Source organism: Pseudomonas sp. WMBT8, from assembly GCF_050916005.1.
Lineage (GTDB): Bacteria > Pseudomonadota > Gammaproteobacteria > Pseudomonadales > Pseudomonadaceae > Aquipseudomonas.
On record NZ_CP188096.1, the window covers coordinates 1144435 to 1161366 of the forward strand.

Consider the following 16932-nt stretch of genomic DNA (forward strand, 5'->3'; position numbering starts at 1 on the left):
AATTAACGCCTTGAAAAACTGCGAAACATTACCGATACAAGCAAGCCTATGAAAATATATCTGGCAAAAGCAGCAAAGGCTGAAATTAAAAAAGGTACTTTTAGACTAAAAGAGTCTGTCGCATATAGGAGCCCTAAAAACTCACTTACAGAAAGCTTTATAGCCATAGCAAAGTTTTCGTAAAATCCTTCGCCTTCGAGAAATTGACCCTTACTATAACCATATGCAGAAAGTACGGCTGACATTATAAAAATGGTGAACAGGCAAGCATACAAAACCCTAATCGGCTTTTCACCATTCCCCCAAATAAGGCCTGAGAATCTTGACCTAATCCAACTAAAAAGAAACGAAATCCGATCAATGCCACTATACTTATTTCTATACCAGTTTTCACGACCCTTAAAGGCTGATATATAGAAATCATCGCTAGCTTCGATTTCCTTTCTGATATAGAGACTCTCATCCTCAACATTGCCCAGTTCTCGGGCATCAACACGTAAGTTACGCAACAAATCCCTACGGACATTTGGTTCGCGAGGGAGATTGGCGAGTATTTCAGCGGAATCAACTATTGTTCTGCGAAAAGATACGTAGTTAAATTTGCAGTGTACAAATTTGGCATCTTTTAAGTTGCAATCAATAAATTTAGCGCTGGTAAAGTCGCAACTTGTGAAAGTTACACCATTAAAGTAACACCCTACAAAAACAGTCGACCTAAAAGTGCAGGTACTCACTTGAGCGCCTTTGCGCTTCCTGCCAAGTAACTCTATATGGTCGTTATCAAACTGCATATTATCTATGCTTTCGAAAGTCTTTGAGAATATTTCTCTAGACGGCTTATCTATAAAATCATTTGCTTGGTCAGCTTCTGACATGCATTCGTCCCTGACAAAATTAAACCAGTCGCAATCAGACTAGCTTTTTTGCTTTTTTTCAACGGGAAAATTTTATAACCCACCAGCATGAATTTTAGATCATTTTCTAAAGATGAATCACGCCTCATTTTCTAGACGCGCCCGACCGCCCGTTTTCCGCTAACAGCGACAGGGGTTTACTGGCCTGTTCTGATCGAAAGCTATCTGAGGTCAAGCGTCCGCTCTTGGCCGAAAGCGGTCATAAGCCCACAGCCGCCACAGATCAGAAACCGAAAAATCTAAAGCCTTGTTTGTAATGGAGAGTTCTAGCGAAGCGGAAGCTGCTTAAGCTTCCGCTTCTTTATCAACCGGTCTTTCTTTTGAGCTGGAGGTCAATGAAATCAGGCTCCGCCTTGATGGCGTCAATCGTGAGCGTCTCGACTTTAGTGTCTTTTTTTGCTCTTGCATTCAGCTTTTTCATACCGGCCAGGACGACAATTATCCCGTTCAAATGGAGCTTTCGGGCCTTTAGGTAATCAGGCATCTGTGCGCTGTTCTGTGGTGGTTTTTTCATGGGGGTCACCCTTGGTATGCCCGAAACAACCTGTATTTCGCAGGCTGTTTCGGGGAAGGTGTGGGTTAGGCGGCCAACAGGTCAAGTAGGCTGTGTTGGTGTGATCGCTCTGCAAGTTCTCGGAAGGTCCAGCTTCCGAAGCTTTCACCTTGCTCAGGGATGTCCAGATTCAGCAGCGCAACCGGATCACGATTAATCAGTTTGCGGGCAGCCCACAACTTGCCACCGGTCTCCAGTAGTGCTTTTGCGGCCTCGTTCCATTGCTCTTCCAGCACAGTGTTTGCCAGATGAGCCGCTTGGTTTTCGATCTTGGCGCGTTCTTTTTGTGCCTCTGTGATGTGCTGATCAATCGTCACGAGCTCCTGCTCCAGCGCCGTGATGAGCAACTGTTGGCGGCGGTGATGCTCAACCGCCACCGTAAGGTTTTTTGCTGCCTTTTGAGCTTCGGCGTTAGCGGCTTTCTCGCCTTCCACATCGCCCCAGGCGACAGCCTGCGCATAAGCGGTGGCTGCGTCCGTTTCAGCTTGTCGAGCCTTTGCCATGTCTTCCTGATCGCTCTGGCGGACTTGCTGCAACCTGGTCTCGATGCTGCTTCGCTTTTCGTTAAGCTCCATCTCGTCGGCTTTCCAGTTCGCAATGCCGCTCAGGTAACCCGCAGCCAAGCTCTCACGGTTCGCCAGAGCCTCGAGGCGATTGATTTTTTGATTCAGGCGATAGATCTCATGATCTCGTGAGTCGATGCGTCTTTTGTGATCGTTGATTTCATCTTGCACTGCCCGTTGACGGCCCTGCTGGATAACCTCCGGGTTTTCCAGCGCTTCTTCGAACGGCGCCAGGTCGAGCCGAATGCTCTCCATTTCTAGGGTCAGTTCGTCGCGGCGGTCTTTCAGTTCTTGGATAGTGTTCATCTGTATTGTCTCTGTGCATTACGATTGATAAGGATGGTTGAACGGCTGGCGAGGCCGGGAATAAGCCGGCGCTACCTCGATCAGCAGGCATGCCATCAGGCGGCCTTGGCCTCGCTTTCATCCGTTCCTGGAACCGTCTTCACCACGTAGCAGCGTTGAGGTCCTAACCCTGGCAGGCGAATCAAGCTGTAAGCCTTTCCGTCGCTTCCCGGCTCGAGCACGCCCCGTTGCAGCAACTCCTTGTTCACCGCGCTAATATTCATGCCCCTGAAGATTTCGGCCCTCCAGGCTTCAGGCAGCACGTAGTAGGTGTTGGTGGTGTGCAGCGCATCACCCATGCCGTGTTCTAGCGTTTTGCGAAAACCCAACCGATCAATCGTGCGTGGGCCGTGTTCATCGATCTTGGCGGCGGCAGATTCCCAGCGGGTAAAGCGGCTTTCTCCAAACCGCTCGATGACCTGTCTCAGCCGCGCCAAAATCGCATCGCCCTCGAAGTTTCCGGCGCCGCCACGTTCGGCCAGCCACGCATGCAGGCACACGCGTGCAGCGGTTGTAGCTGTGCCATCGGGCCAGCCAGTGACGCCGAAGGCGGTGGCCAACTCTCCGGCCGCTGCCGCGAGGCCGAAGCGAAGGGCAGCACGCTGGGCCTGACCACTGGCGGAGGCAGGCAGGTTTTGGGTGATGAACTGTTCTACCGTGCGGCGAACGATCACGGACCACCTGAGCATTTCTCCAGGCGCGCACAGTGCGTGCAGGAAGGAGGTGATAGGTGTGCCGTAGTACTTAGCTACGCGGGCCTTGAGCGCATCGGAGAGGGCGGCAGCGTCCTCAAAGCCGTTCAGTACGTCGAACATACCTAGCCCTTTGCTCGCATCCGCAGGCACGGCGAGCATGCGCACTTCCATACCGGCTTTCAGCTCCTTGTTGGCATCCGCCATGTGCTGCGCCAACGTCTTCTCCCCGGTCGAGAGAAACAGCAAGCGCCATTCCTGCACCTGTCGGCCCGCTTGTCCTCGATCATTTGCTCGGGCCTTGCCGGTGCCATTGCCGAGCATGTAGACCGTCTCGCCGATAATGCGTGGGTCACACATGCCGATTTCATCCAGCACCAGGAGGCCGTCTGAATGTGCGGCGGCGATGGACTCCAGAGCGTTGTCTGTTGATCGCCATGAGCGCACCACACGCGGCCCGCCATAAACCGAGGCAGCAACTTGCAAGTGAGTGGTCTTGCCTCCGGAACTGTCGCCATACAGGTGGAAGCCGCCCGACTCATGCCCTAGCAGGTTCAACAGCGGGCCTGCAAAGGCCACAGAGACGACAAACGCTAGGCGGTGGTTGCCAACACACAGCGCGCCGATTTGTTGCTGCCATTGCTCCAGGGAGCCCGCTTCGTTGATCGGTGGTAACTGCGCCCCAGCTTCATAAAAATGCAGGTGTTCGGCGTGGGAGCCGATCTGCTGTTCGGGCAGAAGGAAGGCGTTGCCGTGCCAGCCGAGACGCGTCACCAAGCGGGCACGCTGGGCGCTGTCGAAGCCGCCGAGGTAGCTCTGCAAGTCATTACGTGCGTTACGTCCCGAGCGGCTTCCGGCAAGGCGTAGGCCCATGTCTACCAGCGGTCCGAGGACGTCCTTGCCGAAGTCGCCGGTCATGGTCCTGGCCGGGATATTCCAGCGCTTTTTGGCGCCGTCCGGGTCGTTGAACTCGACCAATAAACCCCAGTTGTGGCCCTTGTCGTCGCGAGTGCGAGCGATGATTTCGAGAGGCGAACACACGGGACGCGCCTCACCATCATCGCCGGAATAAAACACCCCTTCAGGCGTCAAGCGAAAGCCGCCCGGCAACAGGTCATTTTTCGATTTCGAGGGGCGTTTTGCAGGTGCCTTAGCCTTCGGTTCTTGGGGCTCAGTGGGCTCAGCGAGAGTGCCGAAAAATACGCCGTTACGCACCAGCTCGGTCACGTGGTCAGCGGTCCAACCTTTGGCTATCGCGTCCGCTGCATCATCGCCATCCTCCCATTTGCCACCCTTGGTCAATGTAGGCTTGCCACCTTTGCTGCTGGGCTTGAGCTTGAACACGTCGAGCGAGATTCGTTGCACTGAAGCGGCGCCCAGCTCAATCAGCTTAAGCTCGATGGCTTCCATGCAGGTCTTGCCGCTGGCGTCGTTATCCGGCCACAGCACCACAGAGCGCCCTTTGAGGTGCGTCAGGTCGGCCTTGTGCCAGGAGTTGGATCCGTTCGGCCAGCAGGTGGCTACGTGGTCGGGCATCAGTTCGGCGGCGGAATCAGCAGCCTTCTCGCCTTCACACAACACCACAGGCGCATTGGTGCGCTGTGCCAGCTCATCCAGGCGCAGCAGTGGCCGAGGCTCGGGCAACCCCTGCCAGCGCCATTGTGTGGTTTGCCCATCGGAGCGCTTGCACCAGGTCAGCGGTGCAAAGACCTTCTTCGGTTTGCCGTCTTCATCCGGGGCCAGGTCGAAGCGATACAGCGCCATGACCGGCTGGCCCTGGGCATCACGATAGATCCACACCTTGGACGGAACACCGTGTTGCCGGTGTTTGGCAGGGCACTTGTTCATGGCCTCGGCCGGGATCGGTTGAATCGCAATCCAATCCGGCGCTGCGGGCTTGGTCGGTGCGCTTTTGGCGTTCGCGGATCCAGCGGAAACACTGAGCAGATCCGCCAGCCTTTTGCAGGCCTCAACGTCCGTGCCGCCGTCGATGTAGCACACCAGATCGATCAGGTCGCCGCCCTTATCGCCAGTGGCAAAATCTGCCCAGGTGCCTTTGCTCAAATTGACCTTGAGTGAGCCCGCACGTTTGTCCGTGCGCGTCGGATTGGGTGCGGTGTATTCCTTGCCGCCGTCGACGCGTTTGCCGTTCGGCAGCCAGTGAGTAAGGACGCGGTCGATGTTCTTCAAAGCGGCGCTTTTTACGTCGGCAAAGCTGGGACGTTTTGAGGTGTTGCCGGTACGCTGGGTCATGGCGTGGTACTCGCTGCACACAGCGCATCGTTCACGTCATCAATCAGCGCTTTAGCCATCTCGCCCAGGTAGAACGCCGGCCAACTAAACCGCTCGCCTTTGTCACTCATGGCGGCATCGAGGGTCAGTTGATTGGCGTAGTGCTGAAACAGTGAAATTGCTTCAAGCGCATCCTCAAGAGGCACGCCTGGATTCACCCGAAATAATTTCTGGTGGGTGTCGTTGGCACACGAGAACTCGGCACGCCCAAGAGTAGTGGCAGTGTTCACAATGCACCGCCTTTCTGGCCCATTGGCACAGAGGAGGCGTCACCGTACAAGGCGAGTGTTTTGATCAGACCCAAGGTGCCGCGCACGTCCCAAATAACGGATGACAGCACGCGGTTGGAGAGTACGGGTTTGTCGCCGTCTAAATGATCTTCCAGCAGCATCAGAACTGAATCGGCGCGGTCGAGCGCACAGGTGATGGCGTCGATAGGCAGACCGGCTTCGGCGTCCTGGCTGACGCAGAGGAGATCCTCGGGTAGTGCAAAGCCTGGGAGTATGCTCATTGGGCACCCCCTGCGGCTTCCAGGGCGCGAGCCTTGGACATATGGGCGTTGTAACGGGAAAGGCGTGTAGCGAGGCTGGAGTTGGCGTGTAAAGCGGCGAGAGCCATTGCTCGATGAGCAGCAGCGCGAATTTTGGACGGATTGAAGGCGTGTTTCATCTGTGTAGCTCCTTGATTTGAGGAGCTGCCACGTTCGTTACCAAGCGAATGGGTGGCAGCTGTGCGCAGGTTGGTAAACCGGGAATCAAGGAACCCGGCAGGCACGAATGCCTCCCACGCACAGCCGCCATAACACGTAACTGCGGGCACAAAAAAAGCGCCTGCAATCGTAATGGGGGCGCTGTTGCGCCTTGATTTCGTCGGGTTACCAAGCCCGGTCGCTGAATTTGCAGCGACAGCCAGAGAGTAACGCCCGTTTTTTGAAAGTGCAACTGTGCAGATCACTTGCGGATTTTTTCGATGCGGCATAAATTGATCAGGCATGTAGATTTACCTCAACGCCTCCGGTTGCCGCCGGGGGCGTTTTCGTTTCAGGCATGGATTTCCCAACTCAGGGAAACAAAGGGCAAGAAGTCGCTATCGAGGCAAGCGCGTGCATCTTCGTAAGCGTCTATCTGTTGGCCTTCGTCGACGATGATTGCTCGGGGGGCTTGGCAGGGAACTGACAATGCGCACCAGATGCCGTCTGCCCATCGCATCACCATCACGTCCCGATTTAGGCGTTTTTGCTCTTTGCGATAGCGTTCGAAACGTTGCATCCACCGAGGCGTAAATCCGACTGTTCTGAGTACAGAAAAGGGCTGCAAGATGGCCCTGTTGGCGACACGATTTTTCATGCTGCCACCTGATCGCGGGCAGCGATGCGTGCCCGTGTCCATGCCTGAACTTCCCCCAATACCCACGCAACCGGAGCACTTCGTGCATTGCTGTTACTCAGCTTTACCGGCAACGGGAATCCGCTTTCAGGTTGACGCATCAGCTTGTAGATAGTCGGGCGTGCGAGCCCTACGATTGAAATGACCTCGGGCATGCGGATGAGGGTCATGGAGGGATCATGCGAGGGAATTGCTTTTAATACGGTAGTCATAGCGAGCTAACCCTTTGTTAATTGAGACAACGGGTCATACGCTACGCAGGGGAGGGGGACTGGACTGTGTCCGCTCCCTTTTTTATTTCAGAGGTCTAAGGCCCAGAGCGACTAAGTGCTCTCGAATGGTTTTTTTCGTGCCGTTGCCGGCTTGGTCGAAAAGCAGATTGGTCAGTTCAGCATCGGACAGACTTCGTTTTTCACTTTTCCGGCCGCTAATGATTTGCTCTGCGGCTGCCTTAATTTTTGCCCGCCTATTCGTAGCGGAGGTCTGTATCGCTGAGTTGGGATTGCGGTTCCCATTACCTGCTTCCTGGCCCCTTCTCGTCGCCTTCGTCGAAAATGCGTCGTCGAGAACTCGATGCATCAGGCTTAATGTATTGAAGCCTTTTTTAAACACATCAATCTGCTCTACTTGGCGATAAAGACTCGCCATCAACAACGCCTGGTTCGCCTCACCTAACAACGTAGCGAAGTCTTCTCGAGCTCGGATCTCGTTTCCGCTACTACGGTCCCGCTCTTTTTCGATCAGTGCAAGGTACTGGCGGGGTGAGTCGTGTCTCAGTTGCTCTATCAGGTCTGCATCAATGTCGTAGGTCGCGAGTTCAAGGTCGAATAGCCAATTTGCGAGCTTCTCAACGGCCTGCGTTCCAAGTACCAGGGCGTAGGTAGCCACGAGCTGTGAGTCTGCTGCGGAAAGGCTGACCTGAAGGAGTCCTCGAATCACGCTTGGCAATGAGCCTGCTTCCGCAGAGTCGGCATGGTCGTAGATGGCATCACGTAGGGAGTAAAGGGTTCGTGTGATCGATTCTGCACCTGGGGAGTAGGAACCCTCCTCAAGCCAGAACGATGTGGCGGTGTTGATCAGATCGAAGGCACCTTTGAAGGGTTCTTTGAACTGCGGAAACAGCGCAAGACTGCGAACGGCTGCCTCGACGTCGTCCTGATCCCACACCAGGCATGTTACGTCGAAACCTGCGATTTCGAGCTCTTCTGCCTCGATGCCTCGCTCAAAGTCCATTTAGATCTCCCCTCCGCCCCGAAGCCGGTAGGCTGTTACAGCGATTCGCAAACGGAAACGCCGATGCCTGCAGGGTTGCGGATGTGGCCTTTCTGTAACACGACTGCTCGATGTAACACGTGGTGCTCAGAAGCTTTGCAGTGCGTGTAACGCTAAATATGTTAAATAAATACAATGGGTTATTGGTGTTCGTAACACGCGTAACACCCGTAACACGATTTTTGAGGGGGGGTAGGGTCAACGCCTTCACACGGCCTTCCCAAATTGACCTTGGACTACATTTCCGGCCACTAGGGAATCAAGATGATCGGCGTACCATTGCATCATTTTTACACGTTGCTCAAAGTATTGAGCCTTGTTGTATACCCCCGAGATGCCTTCCTCTTTGTGAGCCAACTGCGCTTCAACGTGTTCCTTCGGCCAGCCATGCTCTCTAAGTAACGTGCTCGCGGTGTGTCGAGTGCCGTGGCCTACGAGACGACCTTTGTAGCCGATGGTTGCGAAGACTTTGTTGATTGTGTTTTCGCTGATGGTTGGGTTCTTCGCTCCCACACCGGGGAAAAGCCAACGACTCCGCCCCGTTAAACTGTGCAGATCCCTCAAAGCTGTCACTGCTTGATGGGGAAGGGGGCATACAAAATCCCGGCGCATCTTCATCTTGGCAGCAGGCGTCGTCCAAATTGCCTTCTCAAGGTCGAACTCTTTCCATTCAGCCAAGCGAACCATGCCTGGTCGGGAAGCCGTCCAGATACAAAGCCATGCGGCGGTGCGTGCCGTCAGTCTGCTCGGAGTGTTTTTGAGTGCTTGGAGGAACTCAGCCAGTTCAGGCTCTAGCAAGTGTGGATGCTGCTGAGTCTTGGGTGCCTGGGCGGCAATATCGCGAAGTCGGCTACCTGGATCGTTTTCGGTGAGTCCTAAACCAATCGCTCGGCCGAAGATTTGGTTGATCCAGGTGCGGCACTTTTCTGCCACGTTGTGAGCGTCTCTGGCTTCGAGGGATGCCTGGAGATCTGCACAGTCGGTACGGGTGATTTCGTCGAGGGGCTTATCTCCCAATGCAGGGAGTATGTCCTTGTCGAGGTAGGTGCGAATTTTGTGAAGGGTGGAGGGTGCGAGGCCCTTTTCTTCCTTGGCCTTGAGCCAAGCTTCAGCAGCAGCTCTAAACGTTCGGGCCTTGGCCGCATCGATTGCAGCTTTAGCGGATCGTTTCTGCTCAAGGGGATCGGCGCCGCTACTCACTACTTTGCGTAGATCGGCAGCTTTGTCTCTTGCCAGCGCACCACTGACCTCTGGGTAACCCCCGAGCCCCATCCAAGCCCAATTGCCTGCCGGACGTTTGTAGCGGAGCTGCCAGGATTTACCACCATCAGGTTTGACCCTGAAGTAGAGACCGTTTCCGTCTAGCTCCCGGTATTCCTTTGACTCCGGCTCCAGCCCTGCAAGCGTCGTGTCGGCGAGAGGGCGGCGCTTGATATCTGCGCGCTTCATCCTTGTATCCCAAAGTTAGGTATTTTTCTCAGGATACAAGTAGGGATACAGGGATACAACGGATAAGGGGATACAGAGGTAGATAGCCAGACACAAAAAAACCGGCTCAAGTGGCCGGTTTCTCTGTTGCTGAGAGTCTGGTAGAGACTTTCAGATACTGCTATATGGTGCCCCGAGGGAGACTCGAACTCCCACTCCTTTCGAAAACGGATTTTGAATCCGCCGCGTCTACCAATTCCGCCATCAGGGCTCAATGGCGGCGAAGTATAGAGACGTGATTACCGTTGGTCAATCACGTTTCATGGTCTATTTTCACTATTTCCGCTAGACTTCCCGGCCCTGCTAGACGAACCCCATCATGCGCGTTGCTGACTTTACTTTTGAACTGCCGGATTCGCTGATCGCTCGCCACCCTTTGGCCGAGCGTCGCGCCAGCCGACTGTTGACCCTGGACGGGGTCAACGGTGCCCTTGCACACCGTCAATTTACTGATTTGCTTGAGCATTTACGCCCAGGCGACTTGATGGTCTTCAACAATACCCGGGTGATTCCGGCGCGGCTGTTTGGCCAGAAGGCTTCCGGCGGCAAGCTGGAAATCCTCGTGGAACGGGTGCTGGACAGCCATCGTGTGCTGGCCCATGTGCGCTCCAGCAAGTCGCCGAAACCGGGGTCGAGCATTCTGATTGATGGCGGTGGCGAGGCCGAGATGGTGGCGCGCCATGACGCGCTGTTCGAACTCAAGTTTGCCGAAGAAGTGTTGCCGCTGCTGGAGCGTGTCGGCCATATGCCGTTGCCTCCTTATATAGACCGCCCCGACGAAGATTCGGACCGCGAGCGCTATCAGACGGTTTACTCCGAGCGCCTCGGCGCCGTCGCCGCACCGACGGCTGGGCTGCATTTTGACCAGCCGCTGCTGGAGGCGATTGCCGCCAAGGGTGTCGAGACGGCCTATGTGACCCTGCACGTGGGGGCCGGGACGTTTCAGCCGGTGCGTGTGGAGAACATCGAAGATCACCATATGCACAGCGAATGGCTGGAAGTCAGCCAGGCCGTGGTGGACGCGGTCAACGCGTGCAAGGCGCGTGGCGGGCGGGTGGTCGCGGTGGGCACCACCAGCGTGCGTTCCCTGGAGAGTGCCGCGCGCGATGGTGTGCTCAAGCCGTTCAGTGGCGACACCGATATCTTTATCTACCCAGGCCGGCCGTTCCATGTGGTCGATTGCCTGGTCACCAACTTCCATTTGCCGGAATCCACGCTGTTGATGCTGGTGTCGGCATTTGCCGGTTACCCCGAGACCATGGCCGCCTATCAGGCCGCCATCGATAATGGGTACCGTTTTTTCAGCTACGGTGATGCGATGTTTATCACCCGTAATCCGGCGCCGCGCGGCCCAGAGGAACAACTATGAGTCGTATGTCGTTTGAATTGTTGGCTACTGACGGTAAAGCCCGTCGCGGCCGCCTGACCTTCCCCCGTGGCACCGTGGAGACCCCGGCGTTCATGCCGGTCGGCACCTACGGCACGGTCAAGGGCATGCTGCCGCGTGACATCGTCGCCACCGGCGCCGAGATCATCCTCGGCAACACCTTCCACCTGTGGCTGCGCCCGGGCACCGAAGTGATCAAGAAGCATGGCGACCTGCATGACTTCATGAAGTGGCAAGGCCCGATCCTCACCGACTCCGGTGGATTCCAGGTGTTCAGCCTGGGCGCCATGCGCAAGATCAAGGAGGAGGGCGTGACCTTCGCCTCGCCGGTGGACGGTTCCAAGGTGTTCATGGGCCCGGAAGAGTCGATGCAGGTCCAGCGTGACCTGGGCTCAGACATTGTGATGATTTTTGACGAGTGCACGCCGTACCCGGCCGATGAAGACGTGGCGCGGATCTCCATGGAGTTGTCGTTGCGCTGGGCCCAGCGTTCGAAGAATGCCCACGGCGACAACACTGCCGCGTTGTTCGGCATCGTCCAGGGCGGCATGCACGAAAGCCTGCGCAAGCGCTCGCTCGAAGGCCTGGACAAGATCGGCTTCGATGGCCTGGCCATTGGCGGCCTGTCGGTGGGCGAGCCCAAGCACGAAATGATCAAGGTGCTGGACTACCTGCCAGGCCTGATGCCTTCTGACAAACCTCGTTACCTTATGGGCGTTGGCAAACCAGAAGATCTCGTAGAGGGTGTGCGCCGCGGTGTGGACATGTTCGATTGCGTGATGCCAACCCGTAATGCCCGCAATGGGCATCTGTTCATTGATACAGGCGTGCTGAAGATCCGTAACGCGTTCCATCGCCATGATGATTCGCCGCTGGATCCCACCTGTGATTGCTACACCTGCCAGAACTTCTCCCGTGCTTATCTGCACCATCTGGACAAATGCGGGGAAATGCTGGGTAGCATGTTGAATACCATCCACAATTTGCGTCACTACCAAGTCCTGATGGCTGGTTTGCGCGAGGCTATTCAACAGGGTACATTGGCCGCCTTTGTCGATGCCTTCTATGCCAAGCGCGGGCTGCCTGTGCCGCCCTTGGACTGAGTTTCCCGACCCTAAGATTCACTATTTGCAACTGGAGTGCTAAATGAGCTTTTTTATCTCTAACGCTATGGCTGACGCCGCTGCACCGGCCGCTGCCGGTCCTATGGGCGGTGGTTTCGAGTGGATTTTCCTGGTCGGCTTCCTGGTCATCTTCTACCTGATGATCTGGCGTCCACAGGCCAAGCGCGCCAAAGAGCAGAAAAACCTGCTGGGCAGCCTGCAAAAAGGCGACGAAGTGGTCACCACCGGCGGTATCGCTGGCAAGATCACCAAGGTTTCCGATGCTTTCGTGGTACTGGAAGTCTCCGACACCGTTGAAATGAAGTTCCAGAAAGGCGCCATCGCCGCCACGCTGCCAAAAGGCACGCTCAAAGCGATCTGAGTAACAACTTTTACCAATCGACGGGGCGCGCAAGGCGCCCCGCGTCATAAGCGGGCGGCGTGATGCTGAACAAATACCCTCTGTGGAAATACGTACTGATCCTGGCGGTGCTGGCGATCGGTTTTATTTATTCCGCTCCCAATCTCTATCCAGATGACCCGGCGATCCAGATCAGCGGCGCTAGCACGTCGTTGCAAGTGACCGATGCCGACCTCGAGCGCGCGAGCAAGGCGCTTACCGAAGCCGGCTTGACGGTCAAGGCTTCCAGCCTGACGCCCAACGGCAAGGGCGGTTTGTTGCGCCTGGCCAAGCAAGAAGACCAATTGCCGGCCAAGGATGTTGTGCGCAAGGTATTGGGTGATGACTATGTAGTCGCACTGAACCTGGCACAAACCACTCCGCAATGGCTGCGCAGCCTCGGCGCGCACCCGATGAAGCTGGGCCTGGACTTGTCCGGTGGTGTGCACTTCCTGTTGGAAGTGGACATGGACAAAGCCCTCGATGCACGCATGAAAGTCTACGAAGGCGATGTGAAGAGCCTGCTGCGCAAAGAGCGCCTGCGTTATCGCAGCCTGCCGCAGCTCAACGGTGCCATCCAGCTGGGCTTTGCTGACGAAGCCACCCGTGAACAGGCACGCGCCCTGGTTCGCAAAAGCTTTAACGATTTCGACATTGTTCCTGCCGACCTCAATGGTCAGCCGGTGCTGCGTCTGGCGATGACCCCGGCCAAGCTGGCGGAAATCCGTGAATACTCCATCAAGCAGAACTTGACCACGGTACGTAACCGCGTCAACGAGCTGGGTGTGGCCGAGCCTCTGGTCCAGCGCCAGGGCGCCAACCGCATCGTGGTTGAGCTGCCAGGCGTGCAGGACACCGCTGAAGCCAAGCGGATTCTCGGCAAGACCGCCAACCTTGAGTTCCGTCTGGCTGCCGAGCCGGGTGCTTCCAAGGCTACTTCCGAAATGTTCGAGTTCCGCGAGGGCAATCGCCCAGCTGCGCAGATCGAGCGTGGCCTGATCATCACCGGTGACCAGGTGACGGATGCCAAGGCTGGTTTTGGCGAGCACGGCACGCCTGAAGTGAACATCCGCCTGGATGGTCATGGTGGCGAACTGATGAGCCGCGCCACCCGCAGCAACGTCGGTCGCAGCATGGCGGTGATCTTCATCGAGCAACGCCCGGTGACTACCTACACCAAGCAGATGGTCAATGGCGTCGAGAAAGACGTAGCCGTACAGACCTTCAAGGAAGAGAAGAAGATCATCAGCCTGGCGACCATCCAGTCGCCGTTGGGTGCTCAATTCCGTATCACCGGCCTGAACGGCCAGGGTGAGTCCTCCGAGCTGGCATTGCTGCTGCGTGCCGGTGGCCTGGCGGCACCGATGTACTTCGCCGAGGAGCGCACCATTGGTCCGAGCCTGGGTGCTGACAACATCACCAAGGGTATCGACGCTTCCCTGTGGGGCATGCTGTTCGTTTCGCTGTTCATCATCGCCATCTATCGCTTCTTCGGCATCATTGCCACGGTTGCGCTGGCGGTGAACATGGTGCTGCTGCTGGCCTTGATGTCGCTGCTGGGGGCTACACTGACCCTGCCGGGTATCGCCGGTATCGTACTCACCATGGGTATGGCGGTGGACGCCAACGTGCTGATCTTCTCGCGGATTCGTGAAGAGATCGCGGCGGGCATGAGCGTGCAACGGGCAATCAACGAAGGTTTCGGCCGGGCATTTACCGCGATTCTCGACTCCAACCTGACCACATTGCTGGTCGGCGGGATTCTCTTTGCCATGGGCACCGGCCCGGTCAAGGGTTTTGCGGTGACCATGTCCCTCGGTATCTTTACCTCGATGTTCACGGCCATCATGGTGACCCGCGCAATGGTCAACCTGATCTTTGGCGGGCGTGACTTCAAGAAGTTGTGGATTTAAGGGGCTGCCATGTTACGTACAATCAACTTCATGGGCGTTCGCAACGTTGCGTTCGGCGTCACTGTGCTCCTTACCGTCCTGGCGTTGTTCAGCTGGTTCCATAAGGGTCTGAACTACGGTCTGGACTTCACCGGCGGTACGCTCATCGAGCTGACCTACGAGAAGCCGGCCGATGTCACCAAGGTGCGTACCCAACTGAACGAGGCCGGTTACCACGAGGCGATCGTGCAGAGCTTTGGTGCGACCACCGACCTGCTGGTGCGGATGCCGGGTGAAGACCCGCAACTGGGCCACCAGGTGGCCGAGGCCTTGCTCAAGGTCGGTGGCGATAACCCGGCTTCGGTCAAGCGCGTCGAGTTCGTCGGCCCGCAGGTAGGTGAAGAGCTGCGCGACCAGGGCGGCCTCGGCATGCTGATGGCGCTGGCCGGCATCATGGTCTACCTGGCGTTCCGCTTTCAGTGGAAGTTCGGCGTCGGTGCCATTGTCTCGCTGATCCACGACGTGATCGTGACCGTGGGTATCCTGGCGTACTTCCAGATCACCTTCGATTTGACGGTATTGGCGGCGGTGCTGGCGATCATTGGTTACTCCCTCAACGACACCATCGTGGTATTCGACCGGGTTCGCGAGAACTTCCGGGTACTGCGTAAGGCGACGTTGATCGAGAACATCAACATCTCCACCACCCAGACCCTGTTGCGCACCATGGCGACGTCGATTTCCACTTTGCTGGCGATTGCCGCGCTGATGATCTTCGGTGGCGACAACCTGTGGGGCTTCTCCCTGGCGCTGTTTATCGGCGTCCTGGCGGGCACCTACTCGTCGATCTACATCGCCAACGTGGTGCTGATCTGGCTGAACCTCAACAGCGAAGACCTGATTCCTCCTGTTGCGACCGACAAGGAGGTCGACGACCGCCCTTGATGGGTGTTTGTTGATCTACTGTTGCAAAGAAGGCGCGAGTATTGAACTCGCGCCTTTTTTTTTGCTCCAAGGCTGGGTATAGCGCGGACGTTTCAGTCCGCTTGTGATGGTCAGGAGGTTCACGTGAACAAGTCGTTACTGGTTGGTGCGGTATTGGGTGCTGTCGGTGTGACTGCCGGGGGTGCTGTTGCCACCTACAGCCTGGTAAAAAGCGGCCCTGAGTATGCGCAAGTGCTGGCGGTGCAGCCGGTCAAGACCCAGATCAAAACTCCCCGTGAGGTCTGCAAGGACGTCACCGTGACCCGGCAGCGTCCGGTGCAGGATCAGCATCAAATCGCCGGCACGGTGGTCGGCGCCCTGGCAGGCGGCCTGCTGGGTAACCAGATCGGCGGCGGTACTGGCAAGAAGATTGCCACCGTAGCCGGCGCAGTGGGTGGCGGTTATGCCGGTAACAAGGTTCAGGAAGGCATGCAGAACCGTGATACCTACACCACCACGCAAACTCGCTGTAACACCGTCAACGACATCAGCGACAAGGTGGTCGGGTATGACGTGCGTTACAACCTGGATGGCAAGGAAGGATCGGTGCGCATGGAGCGTGATCCGGGTAGCCAGATCCCTGTGGATAAAGAGGGTCGCCTGATCCTCGGCCAGAATCAGCAGTAACCGACATATCCTGTAGGAGCCGGCTTGCCGGCGATAGCGGCGGGTCAGTATTAAGCAAGTTGGCTGGCCAACCGCTATCGCAGGCAAGCCAGCTCCCACAGTGGGGTCAGTGGGCATTGGTTCTTGGCCAAATCCCGGGCATAAAAAAGCACCCCTAAGGGTGCTTTTTTGTGCTCGCTCGCTTAGCGCTTCAGCGAAGCCGGCAGGTGCGGCTGGATCGCCGTCAGGACTGCCTTGAAGCATTTGGTGTTGCCTGCAACCACGTGACCCTTCTCCAGGAAGTCGTGACCACCGGTGAAGTCGCTCACCAGGCCGCCGGCTTCTTGAATCAGCAGGGCGCCTGCAGCCATGTCCCACTCGGACAGGCCCGACTCCCAGAACGCATCAAAACGACCGGCGGCCACATACGCCAGGTCCAGGCTGGCGGCACCGGCGCGGCGGATGCCGGCGGTCTGGCCAACCAGGGCGCGGAACATGCCCAGGTAGTTTTCCAGGTTGTCCATCTGGTCGTCACGGAACGGGAAACCGGTGCCCAGCAGGGCGCCGTCCAGGCTGGTGCGACCGCTGACGCGAAGGCGACGACCGTTCAATTGGGCGCCACGGCCACGGCTGGCGGTGAATTCTTCCTGGCGAACCGGGTCCAGGACCACGGCGTGCTCCAGGCGGCCACGGTATTTGCAGGCAATGCTTACGGCAAAGTGCGGGATGCCGCGCAGGAAGTTGGTGGTGCCATCCAGTGGGTCGATGATCCACAGGTAGTCTTCGCCTTCGCCGCTACCTTTGTGCAGGCCGGTTTCTTCACCGAGGATGCCGTGGGTAGGGTAGGCCTTGCGCAGGGCGTCGATGATTTTCTGTTCGGCGGCGCGATCCACCTCGGATACATAATCCTTGGCGTCTTTTTCGTCGACCTTGATGGTATCCAGGCGCTCGATGGAGCGGAAGATCAATTCACTGGCGCTGCGGGCGGCGCGCAGCGCGATATTCAGCATGGGCTGCATGGATGTGTCACCTAAGGTTGTTAAAGAAAGCCGAGCA

18 protein-coding genes and 1 tRNA gene are annotated in these 16932 nt (G+C 56.9%); 6 read left to right on the plus strand and 13 right to left on the minus strand.

What is annotated here, in order from left to right; genetic code table 11:
- Window positions 1-2: 2 nt before the first annotated feature.
- The 12 genes from ACO77H_RS04960 to ACO77H_RS05015 form a co-directional block, all read right to left on the minus strand.
- Window positions 3-875: a pentapeptide repeat-containing protein gene (locus ACO77H_RS04960; RefSeq protein WP_432755096.1), complete on the minus strand. Its 873-nt coding sequence runs from the start codon at window positions 873-875 to the stop codon at window positions 3-5.
- A gap of 343 nt (window positions 876-1218) precedes the next feature.
- Complete coding sequence (locus ACO77H_RS04965) at window positions 1219-1428, minus strand: hypothetical protein (protein WP_432755097.1); 210 nt, start codon at window positions 1426-1428, stop codon at window positions 1219-1221.
- Between the two features lie 65 nt (window positions 1429-1493).
- Entirely contained in the window at window positions 1494-2336 is an 843-nt protein-coding gene (locus ACO77H_RS04970) for a chromosome segregation protein SMC (RefSeq protein WP_432755098.1), read from the minus strand.
- A 95-nt stretch (window positions 2337-2431) separates the two neighbouring features.
- On the minus strand, window positions 2432-5320 hold the full coding sequence (locus ACO77H_RS04975) for a DUF927 domain-containing protein (protein WP_432755099.1): 2889 nt from the start codon (window positions 5318-5320) through the stop codon (window positions 2432-2434).
- Window positions 5317-5589 carry a DUF3077 domain-containing protein gene (locus tag ACO77H_RS04980; RefSeq protein ID WP_432755100.1) on the minus strand — a complete coding sequence of 91 codons (273 nt, stop codon included), beginning with the start codon at window positions 5587-5589 and terminating at the stop codon, window positions 5317-5319. Before ACO77H_RS04980 ends, ACO77H_RS04975 begins: the two co-directional genes overlap by 4 nt.
- The gene (locus tag ACO77H_RS04985; protein ID WP_432755101.1) at window positions 5586-5870 is read right to left on the minus strand and encodes a hypothetical protein; all 285 of its coding nucleotides are present in this window, start codon (window positions 5868-5870) and stop codon (window positions 5586-5588) included. Before ACO77H_RS04985 ends, ACO77H_RS04980 begins: the two co-directional genes overlap by 4 nt.
- Window positions 5867-6352 carry a hypothetical protein gene (locus tag ACO77H_RS04990; protein WP_133257337.1) on the minus strand — a complete coding sequence of 162 codons (486 nt, stop codon included), beginning with the start codon at window positions 6350-6352 and terminating at the stop codon, window positions 5867-5869. Before ACO77H_RS04990 ends, ACO77H_RS04985 begins: the two co-directional genes overlap by 4 nt.
- A gap of 47 nt (window positions 6353-6399) precedes the next feature.
- Window positions 6400-6705 carry a hypothetical protein gene (locus ACO77H_RS04995; RefSeq protein WP_029298593.1) on the minus strand — a complete coding sequence of 102 codons (306 nt, stop codon included), beginning with the start codon at window positions 6703-6705 and terminating at the stop codon, window positions 6400-6402.
- The gene (locus ACO77H_RS05000) at window positions 6702-6956 is read right to left on the minus strand and encodes a helix-turn-helix transcriptional regulator (RefSeq protein WP_026078127.1); all 255 of its coding nucleotides are present in this window, start codon (window positions 6954-6956) and stop codon (window positions 6702-6704) included. The genes ACO77H_RS04995 and ACO77H_RS05000 overlap by 4 nt, the downstream gene beginning before the upstream one ends.
- A gap of 82 nt (window positions 6957-7038) precedes the next feature.
- The gene (locus tag ACO77H_RS05005) at window positions 7039-7977 is read right to left on the minus strand and encodes a hypothetical protein (RefSeq protein ID WP_432755102.1); all 939 of its coding nucleotides are present in this window, start codon (window positions 7975-7977) and stop codon (window positions 7039-7041) included.
- Between the two features lie 246 nt (window positions 7978-8223).
- Window positions 8224-9465 carry a tyrosine-type recombinase/integrase gene (locus ACO77H_RS05010; RefSeq protein ID WP_170045496.1) on the minus strand — a complete coding sequence of 414 codons (1242 nt, stop codon included), beginning with the start codon at window positions 9463-9465 and terminating at the stop codon, window positions 8224-8226.
- A 165-nt stretch (window positions 9466-9630) separates the two neighbouring features.
- Window positions 9631-9715: transfer RNA gene (locus ACO77H_RS05015), tRNA-Leu, on the minus strand.
- A gap of 108 nt (window positions 9716-9823) precedes the next feature.
- On the opposite strand from ACO77H_RS05015, the gene queA reads away from it, so the two are divergent.
- From queA to ACO77H_RS05045, 6 genes are all read left to right on the plus strand, one after another.
- Window positions 9824-10873 (plus strand): tRNA preQ1(34) S-adenosylmethionine ribosyltransferase-isomerase QueA, encoded by a 1050-nt coding sequence (gene queA, locus ACO77H_RS05020; protein ID WP_170042975.1) that lies wholly within the window; start codon window positions 9824-9826, stop codon window positions 10871-10873.
- Window positions 10874-10878: 5 nt separating this feature from the next.
- Window positions 10879-11994, plus strand: coding sequence for a tRNA guanosine(34) transglycosylase Tgt (gene tgt / locus ACO77H_RS05025; RefSeq protein ID WP_032858353.1), 1116 nt, complete (start codon window positions 10879-10881; stop codon window positions 11992-11994).
- Between the two features lie 43 nt (window positions 11995-12037).
- A complete protein-coding gene (gene yajC, locus ACO77H_RS05030) occupies window positions 12038-12376 on the plus strand; it encodes a preprotein translocase subunit YajC (RefSeq protein WP_003175975.1) in 339 nt (112 codons plus the stop codon).
- Between the two features lie 62 nt (window positions 12377-12438).
- Window positions 12439-14307 (plus strand): protein translocase subunit SecD, encoded by a 1869-nt coding sequence (gene secD / locus ACO77H_RS05035; protein ID WP_169956300.1) that lies wholly within the window; start codon window positions 12439-12441, stop codon window positions 14305-14307.
- Between the two features lie 9 nt (window positions 14308-14316).
- Window positions 14317-15231, plus strand: a complete 915-nt coding sequence (secF, locus tag ACO77H_RS05040; protein WP_169956302.1) for a protein translocase subunit SecF — start codon at window positions 14317-14319, stop codon at window positions 15229-15231.
- 123 nt (window positions 15232-15354) lie between these two features.
- Window positions 15355-15897, plus strand: coding sequence for a glycine zipper 2TM domain-containing protein (locus ACO77H_RS05045; RefSeq protein WP_029298576.1), 543 nt, complete (start codon window positions 15355-15357; stop codon window positions 15895-15897).
- A 182-nt stretch (window positions 15898-16079) separates the two neighbouring features.
- On the opposite strand, the gene suhB is transcribed toward ACO77H_RS05045, so the two are convergent.
- Complete coding sequence (gene suhB, locus ACO77H_RS05050; RefSeq protein ID WP_003175971.1) at window positions 16080-16895, minus strand: type III secretion system regulator SuhB; 816 nt, start codon at window positions 16893-16895, stop codon at window positions 16080-16082.
- Window positions 16896-16932 lie beyond the last annotated feature (37 nt).